The 18448-nt window shown below is 39.5% G+C and carries 11 protein-coding genes; 10 read left to right on the top strand and 1 reads right to left on the bottom strand.

Features of this window, described 5'->3' with window-relative positions:
• Nucleotides 1–65: 65 nt before the first annotated feature.
• The 8 genes from pyk (at nt 66) to Q8S11_RS05005 (ending at nt 12100) form a co-directional block, all read left to right on the top strand.
• Nucleotides 66–1496: a pyruvate kinase gene (gene pyk, locus Q8S11_RS04970; protein ID WP_305660967.1), complete on the top strand. Its 1431-nt coding sequence runs from the start codon at nt 66–68 to the stop codon at nt 1494–1496.
• Nucleotides 1497–1797: 301 nt separating this feature from the next.
• Nucleotides 1798–5115 carry a vitamin B12-dependent ribonucleotide reductase gene (locus Q8S11_RS04975; protein ID WP_305660968.1) on the top strand — a complete coding sequence of 1106 codons (3318 nt, stop codon included), beginning with the start codon at nt 1798–1800 and terminating at the stop codon, nt 5113–5115.
• Between the two features lie 216 nt (nt 5116–5331).
• Nucleotides 5332–7728 carry a dsDNA nuclease domain-containing protein gene (locus Q8S11_RS04980; RefSeq protein ID WP_305660969.1) on the top strand — a complete coding sequence of 799 codons (2397 nt, stop codon included), beginning with the start codon at nt 5332–5334 and terminating at the stop codon, nt 7726–7728.
• Nucleotides 7729–8038: 310 nt separating this feature from the next.
• Entirely contained in the window at nt 8039–8944 is a 906-nt protein-coding gene (locus Q8S11_RS04985; protein ID WP_305660970.1) for a sterol desaturase family protein, read from the top strand.
• Nucleotides 8945–9218: 274 nt separating this feature from the next.
• The gene (gene map, locus Q8S11_RS04990; protein ID WP_305660971.1) at nt 9219–9983 is read left to right on the top strand and encodes a type I methionyl aminopeptidase; all 765 of its coding nucleotides are present in this window, start codon (nt 9219–9221) and stop codon (nt 9981–9983) included.
• A 56-nt stretch (nt 9984–10039) separates the two neighbouring features.
• Complete coding sequence (locus Q8S11_RS04995) at nt 10040–10735, top strand: hypothetical protein (protein ID WP_305660972.1); 696 nt, start codon at nt 10040–10042, stop codon at nt 10733–10735.
• Nucleotides 10736–11132: 397 nt separating this feature from the next.
• On the top strand, nt 11133–11642 hold the full coding sequence (locus Q8S11_RS05000) for a glutathione peroxidase (protein WP_305660973.1): 510 nt from the start codon (nt 11133–11135) through the stop codon (nt 11640–11642).
• Between the two features lie 11 nt (nt 11643–11653).
• The gene (locus Q8S11_RS05005; protein ID WP_305660974.1) at nt 11654–12100 is read left to right on the top strand and encodes a nuclear transport factor 2 family protein; all 447 of its coding nucleotides are present in this window, start codon (nt 11654–11656) and stop codon (nt 12098–12100) included.
• A 101-nt stretch (nt 12101–12201) separates the two neighbouring features.
• On the opposite strand, the gene Q8S11_RS05010 is transcribed toward Q8S11_RS05005, so the two are convergent.
• Nucleotides 12202–12816: a porin family protein gene (locus tag Q8S11_RS05010; RefSeq protein WP_305660975.1), complete on the bottom strand. Its 615-nt coding sequence runs from the start codon at nt 12814–12816 to the stop codon at nt 12202–12204.
• 388 nt (nt 12817–13204) lie between these two features.
• Here Q8S11_RS05010 and Q8S11_RS05015 point away from each other — a divergent pair, with 388 nt between their 5' ends.
• Nucleotides 13205–14923: a glycoside hydrolase family 3 protein gene (locus Q8S11_RS05015; protein WP_305660976.1), complete on the top strand. Its 1719-nt coding sequence runs from the start codon at nt 13205–13207 to the stop codon at nt 14921–14923.
• Between the two features lie 181 nt (nt 14924–15104).
• Nucleotides 15105–18446, top strand: coding sequence for an exodeoxyribonuclease V subunit beta (locus tag Q8S11_RS05020; RefSeq protein WP_305660977.1), 3342 nt, complete (start codon nt 15105–15107; stop codon nt 18444–18446).
• Nucleotides 18447–18448: the final 2 nt, after the last annotated feature.

Raw genomic sequence — 18448 nt, forward strand, 5'->3', positions numbered from 1 at the left:
CCCTTTGGGATCGTGTATTTAGTACACTTTATTGCTCAAATAATTTTTAAATTAAATAAGAACAGATGAAGACGGTTCATAACAGAACTAAAATTGTAGCCACATTAGGCCCTGCTTCTGCAAAAAAAGAAGTATTGCTGAACATGATCAAGGCAGGTGTAGATGTTTGCAGGTTGAATTTTTCCCACGGAAAAACAGAGGATCATCAAAAGGTGATCGATATTATTCGTGATATCAATAAAAAATACAAAACAAATGTTGGGATACTTGCCGATCTGCAGGGTCCAAAGATCCGTATTGGTCTAGTGAAAGACGGCGGAATTAACCTGATTAGTGGGCACAAGATTGAGATCACAACAAAAGAGCTGATCGGGGATGATAAACAGATCTATATTACTTATCAAAGTTTTCCAAGCGATGTACGTTCCGGAGAAATCATTCTCCTTGACGATGGAAAGATCCAGATGAGGGTTCTAAGCACTAATAATAAAGATTCTGTACAGTGTGAGGTAGTTTATGGGGGTGTGCTTACCTCCCGCAAAGGAGTAAATCTTCCCAATACCAAGGTGTCAATCCCGAGTCTGACAGAAGAAGATCTTGCAAATCTTGAATTTGCGCTCAATAATGATGTAGAATGGATCGGACTTTCATTTGTGCGATCGGCAGATGATATCATTGAATTAAAGCGCATCATTGCCAGAAGTGATAAAACCGCCCGCGTAATTGCAAAGATTGAGAAACCGGAGGCGATTGATAATATTGATGAAATCATTGAAGTAACTGATGGAGTGATGGTGGCCCGTGGCGACCTTGGAGTTGAAATGCCAATGGAACAGGTTCCATTGCTGCAGAAAATGATCGCCAGAAAATGCCGTGCGGCTTCGAAACCTGTGATCGTGGCTACCCAGATGCTCGAAAGTATGATTACTTCACCCCGTCCTACCCGTGCTGAGGTGAATGATGTGGCAAATTCAGTTTTGGATGGAGCCGATGCTGTGATGTTGAGTGGTGAGACCTCAGTTGGTGAATATCCGCTGATTGTCATTGAAACTATGAATAAAATCGTGAGGAATGTGGAGGAAAATGATTATCCGTATAACACATCAAAGATTTTAAATGAAAATTCTTCAACTTATATGGGTGATGCAGTATGTGGCTCTGCGGTCTTTCTTGCTGAAAAGACTCATGCAGTCGGTATCATTTCAATGACCTCGTCGGGCTATACCGCATTCGAAATCTCCAGTTACCGCCCCAAAGCAGCAACCTTTATTTTTACAAGTAACCGTAAACTTCTGAATACACTCAGTCTTTTATGGGGGGTTCGTGGATTCTATTATGATAAATTTGACAGTACGGATAAAACGATCAGGGATGTAAATCAGATTCTGAAAGCTGAAAAACTGGTTGAACCAGGTAATGTGGTAATCAATACTGCCGCCATTCCGATCGAGAAGAAAGGGAAGACCAATATGATCAAAGTGACCATCGTCGATTAAATCAGGGCATAAACAGCCTTAAAAATTCACTAAAAAAGCCGGCAAAAGCCGGCTTTTTTAGTGTGTAAACTTGTGTAACAAAAATGCTCCAAAATCTCCATTTTTTAGAGTTTTCAACATAGTTAAGTACCTTTAAATCATTCTATTAATAACTGATTAAGTGCTGGGGTGCAGATACACTAACAACCTGTGGAAAACTCTGATTCGATATAAATGCCTTCAACTGATAGATTTGATTAAAAACCCCCAAACATTTTTATTAAGGGTAAGTGACTCAATAACAACATTAAATCATTTTTTTATGGCTAAAGCTTCTACAAACTCAGCGGCAAAAGGAACGGGAAAAGGTCTTACGTTCCAAAGATATTTCACCAAACAGGGGGTAAACGTATATGATTTGTTCAAATACGAGAAACGTACCTCGGTTATTCGTAACCCCGCGGGTGATGCTGTTTTCGAAATGAAAAATGTAGAAGTACCCGAAACCTGGAGCCAGGTAGCAACGGATATTTTAGCCCAGAAGTATTTCCGCAAAGCCGGGGTACCTCAGCCTGATGGATCAACTTCATCTGAGAACAGCATCAAACAGGTTGCCCATCGGATGGCTCATTGCTGGAGATCATGGGGTGAGCGTTATAATTATTTTGCCAGCAAGGAAGATGCCGGTATTTTTTACGATGAATTGGTTTATACAATCGTTGGTCAGTTAGCTGCACCCAATTCACCACAGTGGTTCAACACAGGATTACATAGTTCTTACGGAATTACTGGTAAACCACAGGGCCATTATTTCGTAAACCCGGATACAGATCAATTAGAAAAATCAACCTCCGCCTACGAGCGTCCTCAGCCCCATGCCTGCTTCATCCTTTCAGTTAGTGATGACCTGGTGAACGATGGCGGTATCATGGACCTTTGGGTTAGAGAAGCCAGAATATTTAAATACGGTTCAGGAGTTGGAACTAACTTCTCGGCAATCCGCGGCGAAAGCGAAAAACTTTCTGGCGGTGGTTATTCTTCAGGTTTGATGTCTTTCCTGAAGATCGGTGACCGTGCTGCAGGAGCAATCAAATCAGGAGGTACTACGCGCCGTGCTGCAAAAATGGTATGTCTGGATCTGGACCATCCTGAAATCGAGGGATTTGTAAACTGGAAAGTTGAAGAAGAGAAAAAAGTTGCTGCTTTAATCGCAGCAGGTTATTCTTCAGATTATGAAGGTGAAGCTTACCGTACCGTATCCGGACAGAATTCAAACAACTCCGTACGTGTTCCAAATACTTTCTTCAAAGCACTTGAAGATGGTGGAAACTGGGATCTGATCGGAAGAATTACCGGTCAGCCGGTAAAATCGATATCAGCCGAGAAATTATGGCAGGATATTGCTTTCGCTGCCTGGGCTTGCGCCGATCCTGGAATACAATACGATACAACCATCAACGAATGGCATACCTGTCCTGAAGGCGGACGTATCAATGCCTCAAACCCATGTTCAGAATACATGTTCCTGGATAATACAGCCTGTAACCTGGCTTCTATTAACCTGGCGCATTTCTTCGATCCTCAAACATTAGTATTTGATGTGAAAGGTTTCGAGCATGCCTGCCGTGTATGGACCGTGGTTCTCGAAATTTCGGTATTGATGGCACAATTCCCGTCCAAAGAAGTGGCACAGTTATCTTATGATTACCGCACACTTGGCTTGGGATATGCTAACCTTGGCTCTATGCTGATGGTTGCCGGAATTCCTTACGATAGTGATAAAGCCCGTGCAATTGGCGGTGCTATTACTGCAATCATGACTGGTACAGCCTACTCAACTTCGGCAGAAATGGCGAAAGAGCTGGGTACTTTCAAGAAATTCAATGAGAATAAAAAACATATGCTCAGGGTTATGCGTAACCACCGCTATGCTGCCTATAATAACGATGCTTACGAAGGACTTGAGATTGCGCCTCCGGGAATCGATCCTAAATTCTGCCCTGATTATTTATTATCAGCTGCCTGCAATTCATGGGATAGAGCTGTTGAACTTGGTGAGAAATACGGTTACCGTAACGCTCAGACCACAGTTATTGCACCAACAGGAACAATTGGTTTGGTAATGGATTGCGATACTACCGGTATCGAGCCTGATTTTGCATTGGTTAAGTTCAAAAAATTATCTGGTGGAGGTTATTTCAAGATCATCAATCAGGGAGTTCCTGCAGCTTTGCGCAATCAGGGATACAAAGAGCATGAAATTGAAGCCATTGTAAATTATGCTAAAGGTGCGGCTACCCTGCAGGGTGCTCCACATATTAACTTCGACAGCCTGGCTGCCAAAGGCTTTAATCAGGATGAACTCGAGAAAATTGACAAATCATTGCTTGCAGCCTTCGAAATTGGTTTTGTATTTAACCAGTGGAGTCTGGGCGAAGAGTGTTTAAACCGTTTAGGTTTCAAATCTGAGCAATATTCTTCTCCTGATTTCAATCTTTTACGTGCGATCGGGTTTAACCGTCAGCAGATTGCAGAAGCAAATGAATACATCTGTGGTACTATGACCGTTGAAGGTGCTCCATATTTGAAAGAAGAGCATTACCCAATTTTTGACTGTGCGAATAAATGCGGTCAGAAGGGCGAACGTTTCATTCATGCACATGGCCACATCAAAATGATGGCTGCAGCACAACCTTTCCTTTCAGGTGCGATCTCTAAAACAATCAACCTGCCAAATGAGGCTACGGTTGATGAAATCAAAGATTGCTATGAATTATCATGGAAACTGGCTTTGAAGGCAAATGCACTTTATCGCGACGGTTGTAAATTATCCCAGCCATTATCTACCAAATCATCCGACAGTAAAGAAGATAAGCTGGATACGGTAGAAGAAGTACTTGGCGAGGCTGCAAATGTCAGACTGAGCGACCTTACTGCTGAGCAGGTTCTTGATGCAGCAAGAGCGATCCTTGAGCGTTCTACCGATACCAAGTTCAAACGTCAGTTATCTTCGGTTGTAGAGCGTAAAAACCTGCCTGGTAAACGTGGTGGTTTCACCCAGAAAGCTGCTGTTGGCGGACAAACCGTATTCGTTCGTACCGGAGAGTATGAAGATGGAACATTGGGAGAGATTTTCGTGGATATGCATAAAGAAGGTGCAACTTTCCGCTCCCTGATGAACTGTTTCTCTATTGCGGTTTCTGTTGGTCTGCAATACGGAGTGCCACTGGAAGAGTTTGTAGATAAATTTACCTTCACCCGTTTCGAGCCATCAGGTATGGTAACGGGACACGATAATATCAAGAGCGCTACTTCAATTGTAGATTATATGTTCAGAATGCTGGGTTATGAATACCTGGGCCGTACAGACCTGGTTCATGTGATCACTGAGCAGAAAGCTATTGTTGGAAACCCTCAAATGACAGATAATGACGTGAATCCTGATACTTCAAACTCCTTTATTGAGGCATCAGTTACCATTTCCTCTACAACTTCAAGCATTAAACTGAAGCCGGTCCTGGATATCTCTGGCGGCGGTCAGTCTGACGCACCTGCCTGTGGCAATTGCGGTCATATCATGGTGAGATCAGGTACTTGTTATAAGTGTTTGAATTGCGGAACGCAGGGGGGATGCAGTTAATTGAGAGTTGAAAGTTGAGAATTGAGAGTTGGAAGGCGGCGATAAGAAAGCAATCCAGCTATCGTTCTGAATAATATTTGAAGCCCTGCCGGAAATGGTGGGGCTTTTTTATTTGAAGAGGGTTATATGTTGATATTCAAGGTATAAAGGGGTAGATTCGTTTAAAGGAGGATAGGGTTGCAGCAAGCTATAAGTTGTGTGAAATTATATATTAACATGAGTGGACCAGAAAACATAAAAGGTTTTGACTATCAAATTTCATATTCTCTTCTTAAGACATTAGAGATTTTGAAAGACACTAATTCTATACACTCATTAATGTTTGAGAGTTTAGAGGAGGAAGAAGAGGACTTCAATATTATTGGCGCAGACTTTGAAGAATATCATCAATTAAAGAAAAGAGGCGAAGGTCATCACTGGACACCAGGCGACCTTAAAGAGATTTTTCAAAAATTCATTTCTAAAGACAAGGGAGCGACAAAATATTACTTTATAACAGATGGAACTGCTAATGCAGAAGTTAAGAAACTTAAATCTAACCTAGAAACTCAAGAGGAAATAGATGAAATTTTACTAAAAACTTTCTTGCCTGAAGGAGAGTCGTTAGAGAACCTAAAAAGCATCTTTAAAAGAACCACATTGCTTACTCGTTTTTATTCTTCAGATGATGATAGAGACCCCGCTAAAAATTTAAAAGCAAAAATTATAGAAATTTTATCTCAACCCCCATTCGAAGTAAAGAGCCCAATACATACGTGCTACTCATTACTTTGGAAATTACTTTTTGATTATGCAAGGGAAGCACAGAATATCGGAATAGACCGTATCAAGAGTGATTTTGAAAATGCAGGTCTTTTTATTAGACAAAAGCCATGGTTTGATACTCCAGAAATTGGGGAGTTTCAAGGTCGGGAAATAGAAGTAAAAACAATTTTAGCTGAACTAATAAAAACAAATAAATTAATTATCTATGGAATAAACGGAATTGGTAAAACTTGGATTTCAACAAAAACTGTTCAAGAAGCAAGTCCTGATTCAACTTGTTGGATAAAAATAAACCGTTGGACATCCATAGATTATGTTCTTTTCCTTGTCACTTCACTACTTTATTCAAGAGGTTATGACTATGAAGCAAAACAACTCCAAAGTCTGGATATATCAGAAAGAGTTCCAGCGCTTATAAAGGTTTTAGTAAAAATAGATATTACTGTTGTGTTTGACTCTATAAATTCAGGTAATTCTGACGTTTATACTTTTGTAGAGCAATTGGTAGAAATTTCTTTGAAGAAGAAATTATTAGGTAAGATAATTATTACTTCTACAAAAAGAATAAACAGCTATACAGACTTTGACGTAAAGAATAATAATTTTTCTGAATATTATTTAAATGGATTTACTCTCGAGGACACTGAAATAATACTAAATACATTAAATGATAAATTAAGTGAAGAAGAAATACATAAATTTTACAAGGCGGTTGGTGGACACCCAATGTCAATCTTTTTTTTAAAACAACTAATCGGCAATAAATCTATTTCTGCTGACGAACTTTCACTGATTGGCACCCAAACAATTGAGACGACAAGAGACTGGATAATTGAAAAATCAATTATTCAATTATCAGATAGAGACAAAGAGTTCCTTATGAAATTATCCCTTCTAGATGGTGAAATATTAGAAGATGAAATTGCTTTTATTTTAGAAGCAAATACTAAACCAAAATATCTTTTACACAACCTTCATTTCAATCATTTAATTTCTTATAAAAATGAAGAATTGCATATTCACGACTCAATTAAAGAAGTTGCAAAAAACCTATTGCAATCTGATTATAGATTTAAAATCCACGGAAAACTAACTTCATTTTATTTTAATAAAATGCAACTTCAAGAGGGGAGTAAAGATGGGGTCTTGTATGATGACATTTTAAAATGGGGAAACCAACTAGAGCAATTAGAAGGTTCAAATTTACTAGAGGAAAAATATTCAACTCTATTGCAATTATCGAATGACCAACTAAATGCTCTCGGTGCGATAAAGCGCTTTGGATATCCATTTGACTTCGAAACGGAAGATTTATCTTCAAGCGAACAAATAATAGAGGAATTACTTGAAAAGAAATTTGTAGAAAAGAATACCGACCCTGAAAAAAAATACATGTATTCTCCAGTTGAATTTGTTTTGGTAAACTTAGATTTTTGGCAGGACTGCTTTATAACGTATTTGTGCCTCTCAAGGAATTTACCTTATCATATGGGTTATGTTCCAATTTTTCAACCAAATCATTCTTGGCATTTACAACATTCTTCATGTTGGTGGGAGCATTGCATTGAATATATGCCATTGCCCCCAATAACTAAGTCTGAAAAAACTGAACACCAAGCCTTTATTAAAGAACAATTTGAGAAAGGTGCTTATAATGATAAAACTCCTGACGAAAAGGCTTTCCTTCAAGGAATATTAGATGAAGGGGTTCCAGATGATACTCCAGACGAAAAAAACCTAGAAATGGAGGAGAGTCGTTGCCCTATTTGGGGACATTGTTGTCCAGATGGAAAGGAACAAGCATCAGAATGCAGAATGGAAATGGACGAAATTAGTACCGACCAATAACTACACACAACAGCGGTTTGGCAAAAGGCGGGCTGACGTTTTTCGTAGAAACAATTGTGCAAGTTCAAACATTTGTGCTTCGTGTGAACTTTAGTGCTAAAAATCCCGCCCTTCACCAAGCCGCAAAACGTTCGACATCAGCTGTTCGACATGCTCCGCAGGTTATGTCGAATACATAGATAATTTTGATTTCTAATCCAAAGGCTCATTATTCAGCCATTATTGTAGAGTTATCTACCTCTTGTAGAGTCTTTATAATACCAAAAGGATCATTGCATAATTTCCAAACAAAAATTTCAATCTTTGCAGCGTGGAAAAGTATTTCAAAGTAATAATAGATGGCTATACAGGCTATGCAAATTACTTTTTCAATGAAATTCTAAATCCGGGCTGGCATAACTATTTTTACTGGCTGATCGCTGCCTCAGTGCTTATTTATTTGGCTGAAATAGCCTTTCCATGGCGCAAAAACCAGGCCCTCATCCGTGATCATTTCTGGCTTGATATCTTTTACCTTTTTTGGAATTACTTTCTCTTTTCCCTCCTGGTCTACAATGCCCTGTCGATGGTCGCCGTGCAGGCTTTTAACGATTTTTTAGGCTTATTTGGCATAAATAATCTTGTTGCCATTCAGGTTGGAAACCTACCGGGATGGGCGCAATTGCTCATTATTTTTGTTTTACGCGATTTTATGCAGTGGAATATTCACCGCATGTATCACCATGTTAACTGGATGTGGGAGTTCCATAAAGTGCATCATAGCACCAAAAAAATGGGTTTTGCTGCCTTACTCCGCTACCATTGGATGGAAAACATTATTTATCGCACACTTGAATATATTCCCTTAGCGATGATAGGATTTGGCATCAGCGACTTCTTCATCGTCCATATTTTTACCCTGGTGGCAGGTCAGCTGGGGCATGCTAATCTGAATATCCCGCTGGGAAAATTCAAATATCTTTTTAACGGTCCGCAGATGCACCTTTGGCACCATGCCAAACACCTTCCCCCAAGCCATCCTAACGGTTTTAATTATGGAATTACACTGAGTGTTTGGGATTTTATTTTCCGCACCAATTATTGGCCATCAAATGATGAAAACCTGGCGGTAGGATTGCCTGATGAGGAAGAGTTCCCGGAGGATTTTATAGGCCAAAATCTGGAACCTTTCCGGCGGATTTTTGATAAAAATAACCCAAATTCCACTTCATCATAAACTTCAGGGGAACAAATGAGCTTTTCGCTGTTCGACATGTTCCGCAGGGCATGTCGAATACATAGATGATTTGGATTTCTAATCCAAAGTGTCATAATTCAACCATTATTTTAAAGTTATGTATGTCTTGTTGGGACTTTATAATCCCAAAGAGGTTCAAGCATGATTTCCAATTTGATAATTCGTGCCTAAAGGCTTAGATTCGATTAAGAACGAGAGGTTCTTCATCATTCACATGGAATGAAAATGACCTGAACCAAGCAATAAAACAAATATGTCAATATCAAAAGAAGAGGAATTGATCGGGATGCAAAAGGCAAGTGAGGCTGTAGCTTTCACCCTGATGGAAATGAGAAACTATGCTCAAGCCGGTATGAGCACAAAGCAATTGGATAACTATGGAGCAGCAATACTATCAGATTTTGGTGCAAAATCTGCTCCATTTTTAACTTATCAATTTCCGGGCTGCACCTGCATCAGTGTGAATAATGAGTTTTGTCATGGTATTCCATCCGACAAAAGAATACTTAAAGAGGGCGATTTGGTGAATATTGATGTTTCGGCAGAGCTCAATGGTTTTTGGTCCGACAACGGAGGCTCATTTGTCATTGGCGAAGATATTAACCAACACCAAAAATTGATAAATGCCTCCAAGCAGATTTTACATAAGGCCATATTCAATATAAAAGGCGGGGTTCGAATTTCAGACATCGGACATTTGATGGAAACCGAAGCCAAAAAATATGGGTATAAAGTGATAAAAAACCTCACGGGACACGGAATAGGAAGAAGCCTTCACGAAGAACCTGGTGAAATAGCGAATTACAGAGACCGTTTTAACCCTGCAAGATTTAAGAAGAATTCTGTTGTTGCCATTGAAACATTTATTTCAACAAGCTCAACATTTGCCGAAACCCTGAATGACGGTTGGACAATGGTAGGAAATAAAGGAGGCTTTATGGCTCAGCATGAACATACAATTGTTGTTACAGACGGAAAACCATTGATTCTGACTGAGATGAATGGTATTTGGAATTAATAAAACTAACCTATTGATACCAGGTGTCACCTAAACAGAAAATTAACTTACAAAGAATGATATATTTCAAATTGAGTTTCCGAAGCATATTATTCTTTCTTGTTTTGACAAGTAACCTCAATGCTTTACAGGCACAGATTCTTGTGCACGAAGAGCCCCGCCATCGGCCGGTTTTTCAAAATAAAGAAATACGGATCCTGAATGTTCTGGTACCTCCTGGCGACACCTCTTTATATCACATGCATACTACTCCATCCTTTTTTATAAGACTTTCAAACACAGTTACCGGTTCGCAGGTGCAGGGAGAATTACCTGTAGCCGGTAAATCCAGAGCAGGAGAAATTCGATTTGAAAATTTAGCGCCGCCAAATAACCGTACCCATCGTGTATGGAACGCAGATAAAGATACTTTTCATGTTATGGACGTGGAACTATTAATGAAAAGGGCGACTTTTGATCAAAAGCCATTGATCTTACCAAACCTTAAATTGGAAATTGACACGAATTGGGTAAGGGCTTACCGGCTAAATCTTTTAAAAGGAAATGATTTTAAAACAAAAAATAAAAAGCAATCCCTGGTTTTGATCTCCCTAAATCCCTCCACATTGGAAATAAGACATAATGGAAAAACCGGGCATCAAACCCTTAAACCCGGAAGATTTTTTGTGATCAGAAGGAGACAATCTTTTTCTATAAAGAATACAAGTGAAAGCAGTTCTCAATTCGTATTGGTGGAATTGCCGCCAAAATAATTTCTTTTAGTGAATTCTGTTTGACAAAGGGTTTTATTATGTTGCTGGCTGCTATACGACATGTTCCGCAGGGCATGTCGTGCACACAGATACTTTGGATTTTAAATCCAAAGTAGCGTAACAAACAACATGATAATTATTTTCTAATCCAGAATAATCCTTAATAGGGCTATTTCGTAAATTTTATACTGGGTTGTTTAAAATACTTGCAGGCAGGTGGCTGTGGGTTTGAAACCCACATTATCTGATATTCGGGATGCCCTGCGGAACATCCCGAAGAGCTTAAAGATTTTTGAAAAACCTAAACTTAATGCTCTTATTGTCAGATAATTGTTAGTTTTATCCCCTCACAAAATCTTTTGATAAATATTCAGTTTTTATACTTTAAATTTAGATTATGAAAACACTACTCTTAGTACTCGCAATGTTCATTACAGCACCTCCTTCAATATATACCTTTAAGGTTCAGAATATTGATGGCAAGAATCTTGACCTGAAAAAATATAAAGGTAAGAAAGTCTTAATTGTTAATACTGCATCGAAATGCGGTTATACGAAGCAATATGCTGATCTTCAGAAACTTGCCGATACCTACAAGGATAAACTTGTGGTAATTGGTTTTCCTGCAAACAATTTCGGCGGTCAGGAGCCGGGTGAAAACTTAAATATCAAGGAGTTTTGCCAGAAGAATTTTGGAGTAACTTTCCCTTTGGCTGAAAAAAGCAGTGTAAAAGGTGATGATATCAGTCCGCTGTTTAAGCACCTGACAACCGCCGCAAATCCTGATTTTACAGGCGATATCAAATGGAATTTTGAAAAATTCCTGATTGATGAGGATGGAAATCTGATCCGTCGTTTCCGCTCTGCGGTTACACCAATGTCACCTGAAATCACCAAAAATTTATAATCGATAGTCCATTGAAGAAATTTATTCTGATGCTTTTTGTAGCGTTTTCGCTATCAGAACTGCATGCTGTTGTTGCAAAGACAGGTGATGAAGATCAGCTCAAAAGTCTGGTAGATAGCTTTGCGGTCGCCATTGTAAAAAAAGATAAACAATGGATCGTTTCCAATTTGAGCGAAACCTGTAAAATGTATGAACCTTCAGGAAGTACTCTTGACAGAGCAGCTATTGTCTATACTTTTACTGAAGGTATTTATGATATCAGCAAATCTGCTGCATTGAACAAGGCATTTAGAGTAGATGGAGCTGATGCCGGAGGATCTGCTGATTTTGATGTAGAAGGTGTCGGGAACATTAACGGAAACCGTGTGGATATTGCAGGTTCCTACAGGTTTAACCTGAAATTTAAAAAATCCAATAAGGGTTGGATGATCTCTGAGATTATTATTAACGAGCGTTAATCCTATTTAGGAATTCAATAAAACAAAAAATGCCCCGGATCATTCCGGGGCATTTTTTGTTCATTAAAATTAGTCCCTGTTCAATCTGGGGCTGGTCTTAATTATTTAAAACGATAAGCCAAACTGGTTTGAATTACCTGATTCTTGTAAATTGGTGTTTCACTTGATCCATTTTCATTATTCTTCTGGAAGTCAAGTGCATAACGTCCCTGTAAGCTCAATTGATCAGTAAGACCAACACCTAATCCAATAACACCACCAACAAGGCTTTTCTTCAGATTTTCGTTTTCATTTCTGATTGTATTCTGATAAGTTGCATCTCCACGTGTAAATTTCTCTTTTGTGGATGCAAGAAATGAAACCTGCGGACCTACGTAAATACTGAATTTATCAGCTGCACTGATCTTGGCCAGAATTGGAATTTCAATAAAGTTAGTAGTTACTGAATATTCAGTTGCTGCACCCAGCAAACTTGTTCCTGTGTTCTTATACCCTTTTTGTGAGAACATAAGTTCCGGAGAAAATGCCAGCCCATCAACTACTGGAATATCTACAAATAATCCGGCGTTCAAACCTGGTTTAAATTGTGTATCGAAATTCCTGTCATTTGTTTTGATGATATTGGAAAAGTTAACACCTCCTTTAATACCAAATGTTTGTGCTTCTGCAGCTCCTGCGAACAGTACACCTATAGCTAAAATTAATACCTTTTTCATAATGATGTTTATTTATTTATAGGTCTGCTTAAGAAATAATGATGCCAAGCTGTAATATTTAGTGAAATAAGGTCTCTATTGGGTAGGAATGTATCTAATCAAACCCATTCCTTTGGCAAATTTGTTTTGGATTAAGTTCAATTGTATTTTTTATCGGACATTTTATGATAATTACCGAAATAATAGCCTGGGCAGGCTTGATTTTCATATTTCTGAATATAGCCGGAATATATATCCTGCATAGATTCCTAAGCAAGCGATTGACAGATAAACTTTCAATATGGCTTTTCAGCGTCTGTTTAAGCCTTGGCATAACTTTTTTATTCATGCTATTTGGCTTGATTCTCTTTCTTAATTGATAATTTCACAAAATTATTTTCCATTCCCCATGTATAAAAACTTAAAACACCTTGTATTTTTTGTCTTACTGATAAATCCACTGATCAGTATTGCCCAATCTCAAAGTTCATTTATAAGTTCAATAGATAACCCTAATGACTGGGTAGACGTTGTTTTTAAAAAATTAAGCAAACGTGAACGGATCGCCCAGCTATTTATGGTCAGAGCCCATACCGATAAGGGTAAGGCATTCGAAGATTCTATTGCAAAGTTGATCAGAAAGGAACGTATCGGCGGACTCGTATTTTTTCAGGGAGGTCCTGTCCGGCAGGCTGTATTAACCAACCGTTATCAGACTGTGTCGAAAGTGCCTTTATTGATAGCGATGGATGCAGAATGGGGTTTGGGGATGAGGCTCGACAGTACAGTATCCTATCCCTATCAGCTCACACTCGGAGCAATTCAGGATAATAGTCTGATCTATGAGATGGGTAAGCAGGTTGCGATGGATTTTAAACGTATCGGCATGCAGGTGAACTTCGCCCCGGTGGCTGATATCAATAATAACCCAAAGAATCCGGTTATTGGAATCCGATCATTCGGCGATGATAAGTACAATGTTGCGGCAAAGGTTTCGGCCTATATGAAAGGGCTGCAGGATCATAATGTTCTGGTAAGTGTCAAGCATTTCCCGGGTCATGGCGATACCGATGTGGATTCGCATCATGACCTTCCTCAATTACCTTTCAGCCGTGAGCGTCTTGATTCATTGGAATTATACCCTTTCAGGGAACTGATCAAAGAAGGGGCTTCCGGTATCATGGTTGCACATATGAATATCCCGGTTCTGGATAATACCCCTAATTTACCCTCCACACTTTCCCGTCCAATTGTGACAGGCCTATTGAAAGAGGATCTTGGATTTAAGGGTATTATTTTCTCAGATGCAATGGAAATGAAAGGGGTGGCAAAGTTTTTTCCTGAAGGTGAAAGTGATGTATTGGGTCTGATTGCCGGACTCGATGTCATTGAGCTCTCCGGTAATTCGAAAAGAGCGGTAAAACTGGTACGTCAGGCGATAAAATCCAAACAACTGAGCTGGGAACGCATCAATACAAGTGTAAGAAAGGTTCTTCTGGCCAAATATTGGTCCGGGCTATCGAATAAACAGTTTGTAAACCCTGAAAATATCATTTCTGATCTGAATCGCCCCGAATCCAGGCAACTTAATCAGCAATTGGCTGATGCTGCCGTAACGATTTTGAATGGTGATGCACAGATCAAAAATCTGGACTTAAGCAAAAAAACCGCCATGGTGAGTATGGGAGCGCCAGGCTTGACGACTTTTCAAAATATTATGAAGCCCTTATTGCCAAATTCCATGTTATTTTTATTACCCAAAGATGCTTCGGATAGCGATGTTAATAATGTCAGGGCAGAGCTGCAGACTTTTGATCAGATTATCGTTAGTATTCATGATACGCGAAGACGTCCGGGAGCTGTTCTGGATTACAATGCCGGTCTCAAAACACTGATTGCTGATATAGCAGGAATGAATAGTATGTTTACGCTCTTTGCGAATCCCTATGCCATTACAGGACTTCCCGGGATTGAAAAGGCAAAAACCCTGATTGTCAATTATCAGAATTCTGAGGAAGCACAAAGGGCTGCATCAAGAGTGATTACGGGTGAGCTGAAAGCTGGCGGAAAATTACCGGTGGCTGTTAGTCCGGGGTTTAAAAATGGTGCCGGAATAACTCAGAAATAGTTTTTTGTTTTCATTTGAACCAGGATAGCCTATTAATATTATTTGAAGCCGGCTTGCTATGCCGGCTTTTTTATTGATTTGATTAAGGGGATAGAATACCTGATTGAGGAATAAAATCAATATTTTTATGATTCTATGAATCAAAAGCCAGCTTTCAATAACATTAAAACCAGATCCAAACATGTCTGTGCATAAAGCCCTGAAATTAGTTCGTGCATCAGCGGGCTCAGGTAAAACTTTTGCCCTGACAGCACATTACCTGGTTTTGCTCTTTAGCGGGAAAGGCAAATACCGTGAAATTCTGGCTGTTACTTTTACAAATAAGGCCACAGCCGAGATGAAGGAGCGTATTCTCGGTGCGCTTGAAGAACTTGCCCGTCATGGGTATGAAAAATCGAAATTTAGTACTATCCTCAAAGAAAATTATCCTGACTTGAGTGATCAGGAGGTAAGGACAGGAGCCTCAGAAATATATGCGGGCATTCTGCATGATTATAGCCGATTTTCTGTCAGTACCATCGATGGTTTTGTGCAACAGTTGATCAGAAGTTTTGCATTTGAGCTAAACATCGATAGCGGCTATAAGCTTGAAATGAATCAGGAAAAAGTGAAAGATGAGCTTGTTGTGGCATTGAATCTTCAGCTTGAAAAAGATCCTGAACTACTGGAATGGGTGACCGGCCTTGCCATTGATCGTATCAGTGATGGTTATGACTGGGATTACAACCGGGCCTTAAAAGAACTCGCCAATGAAATATTTAAGGAACGCTACTATCCCTTTCAGGAGGCTATGCAGGCTATGGGGATTGAACAGACAAAGGAATTCAATGCACTTCGCAATCAGATAAAAAAGGGCATTAAAACCTTCGGTGAAGAGATCATTGAACGTACCAACAGAATTAAAGAACTTTTTGATGCATCAGGGATTGAATCGAAAGATTTGGGTGGGAAGACAAACAATCCACTATTAAAGTTGAATAAAATAATTCAAGGAGAATTTACAAGGGTTGAAACACTACGAAAATTGCTCAATAATTTTGATCAATGGCCCAACAATGCTTTGAAAGATTCCAGCCCGGTAGAGCACTTGTATGTGCAGATTAATCCACTTTTGGCTCAGCTGATTGCCTATTTTGATGAAGGCATAGAAATCTATAATACCTATCTGGCAATCAATAAGAACAGCTCATATCTCCGTTTGATGCAGCGAATGGCAGATCTTTTGAAAGATTACCGTTCAGAAAAAAGGGCTTTGCTGATCTCAGATGCTCAGCAGCTTTTGAAGGGAATTACAGGTTCTGATGCAGATAATCCCTCATTTATATGGGAGAAAACCGGCAATAAGTTTAAACATTTCCTTTTCGATGAGTTTCAGGATACCAGTACTTTTCAATGGATGAATTTTTTACCCCTCCTCAAAAATGCAATTGCGGAAGGCACGCAGGGGGCACATTCGGCACACCTGGTTGTTGGGGATGTAAAGCAATCGATCTATCGCTGGAGAAACGGCGACTGGAGGATTCTGCATAGTAATTTGAAAAGGGATCTGCTTGAGGATAATGTGGCTGAAGAGAATCTGATGTACAATCGCAGAAGTGCTGAAAATATCATCCGATTTAATAATTTTCTATACAGTAGCCTGCCAGCTATCTTGCAGCAAAACCTGAATGATGTTTTTTATGAAACGGCACCGGAATACCTGCATGATTCATGGGAAATAGAGAATGGCAATATGATTGTCAAAGCTTATGAGGGTAGTCATCAGGAAATAACAGATAAAACCCTGCCCGGCGGAAAAATCGAAGTAAAATTCTTTACAAAGCAAACAAAGTCTTTTTCACTTGATGAGCAGGAAGATGAGGAGGAGCAGTCTGAAGCATCAGAATATACAATCGAAAAACTTTCTGAGCTTTTAAAGCAGGGTGTCTCAATGAGGGATATTGGTATTCTGGTGCGGTCAAATCGTGAAGCCGTAGAGATTCTTGATTGTATTTTTCAGAGAGCCAATCAGGACTCCCTGACTGAAGCAGCAGGTAAATCCTTTCAGGTAATATCCGGTGAGGCATTGAAGATTATGAATAATCCGGCAATTGCTTTATTAATCTCAACATTCCGATTATTGATTGTCAGGGAATCGGAGAGTGGAATTTTTAAGGCTGAATGCGCGCGGCTCTGGGCTCAGATTCAAAAGCCTGATAATATTCTGATTGGAATAGACAGTAGTCATTGGATGAATATGGCTTCCGGCAATCTCAGTTCAATGGTAGATATATTGCCCATCGAATTATGCACCGATCTGAATTCATTCAAGCAACTGCCCCTGGGTGAATTGACAGAGAAGCTGATTAAAATTTACGGGCTTGGAAATACTGATTCTGACTATCTGATTCCTTTTCTTCTAGCCTTCAGGGATCAGGTGGCTGTGTTCGCAGCTGCCGGAGATCAGGGAATCGGCCCATTTTTGGAATGGTGGGATAATGAGGGCTCGGGGAAGGCATTACCCTCTTCAGAGAGTCAGGATGCAGTTCAGGTTATGACTATCCATAAATCGAAAGGCCTTGAATTCAAAGCGGTGATTGTGCCTTTTCTTAGCTGGGGTTTTGCTAAATCCTCTAATGGACAACAAAGAAATCTTTTATGGGCTGATGCTAAACCTGCTGGTTTTGAGCAGTTTAGATCTTTTCCTGTAGACCTTGGTAAAGGATTGGCATCTACTGTTTTTGCTCAGAATTATTTTGAGGAAGTCATGCTGGGTTATATGGATGTGATAAATACCATGTATGTGGCAACAACCAGGGCAAAAGATTATTTATGTCTGATCTGCCCGAATGTTCCAGTTAAGAAGAAGGATGGGAAGGAAAGTACGGTGAAGAATATGCAATCAATTCTTTCTGGTTTATTTGAGAATGGTACAACCGGGAATCTGCAATTTGAATCAGATGATACTCATTATTTTATGGGCGAGCTTCCGGATCTGATTCCGGATGCTGATGCAGGTTCAGAACATGAATCTTTAAGAATTCATAAATATCATGTGAATGAACAGCTTACCGAGCGATTCAAGCGAAACAGCATGAAAGAGGATTCCTGGTTTAATGCGAAACAGCGCAAGGGAATTGTGATGCATAAATTACTGGAAATTTTAAGCGGTACCGAAGATCTGGATAAACTCATTTCTGAAAAGGTTCAGGAGGGTCTCATCAGGGAATCAGAAAGGGAAGAGATCAGACAGGCTGTAGGGGATGTTTTACTTCAGGAAGAAATAAAGCACTGGTTCAAAACCGCCAGATCGGTTATCAGTGAAAAGGATATGATCATTGATTCAGGTACTGTAAAAAGGCCGGATAAATTGTTTGTTTTTGAAGATCGCGCAGTTCTATTGGATTTTAAATTCGGGGCACAAAACAATAAATATATTGCAGATATCAGCCTTTATCGCGATAATCTGATGAAAATGGGTGAATTTGATCAAGTGGATGCTTATTTATGGTATGCACAGGATCGTAAACTGCAGAAAGTCTGATC

The organism is Daejeonella sp., from assembly GCF_030695525.1.
Lineage (GTDB): Bacteria > Bacteroidota > Bacteroidia > Sphingobacteriales > Sphingobacteriaceae > Daejeonella.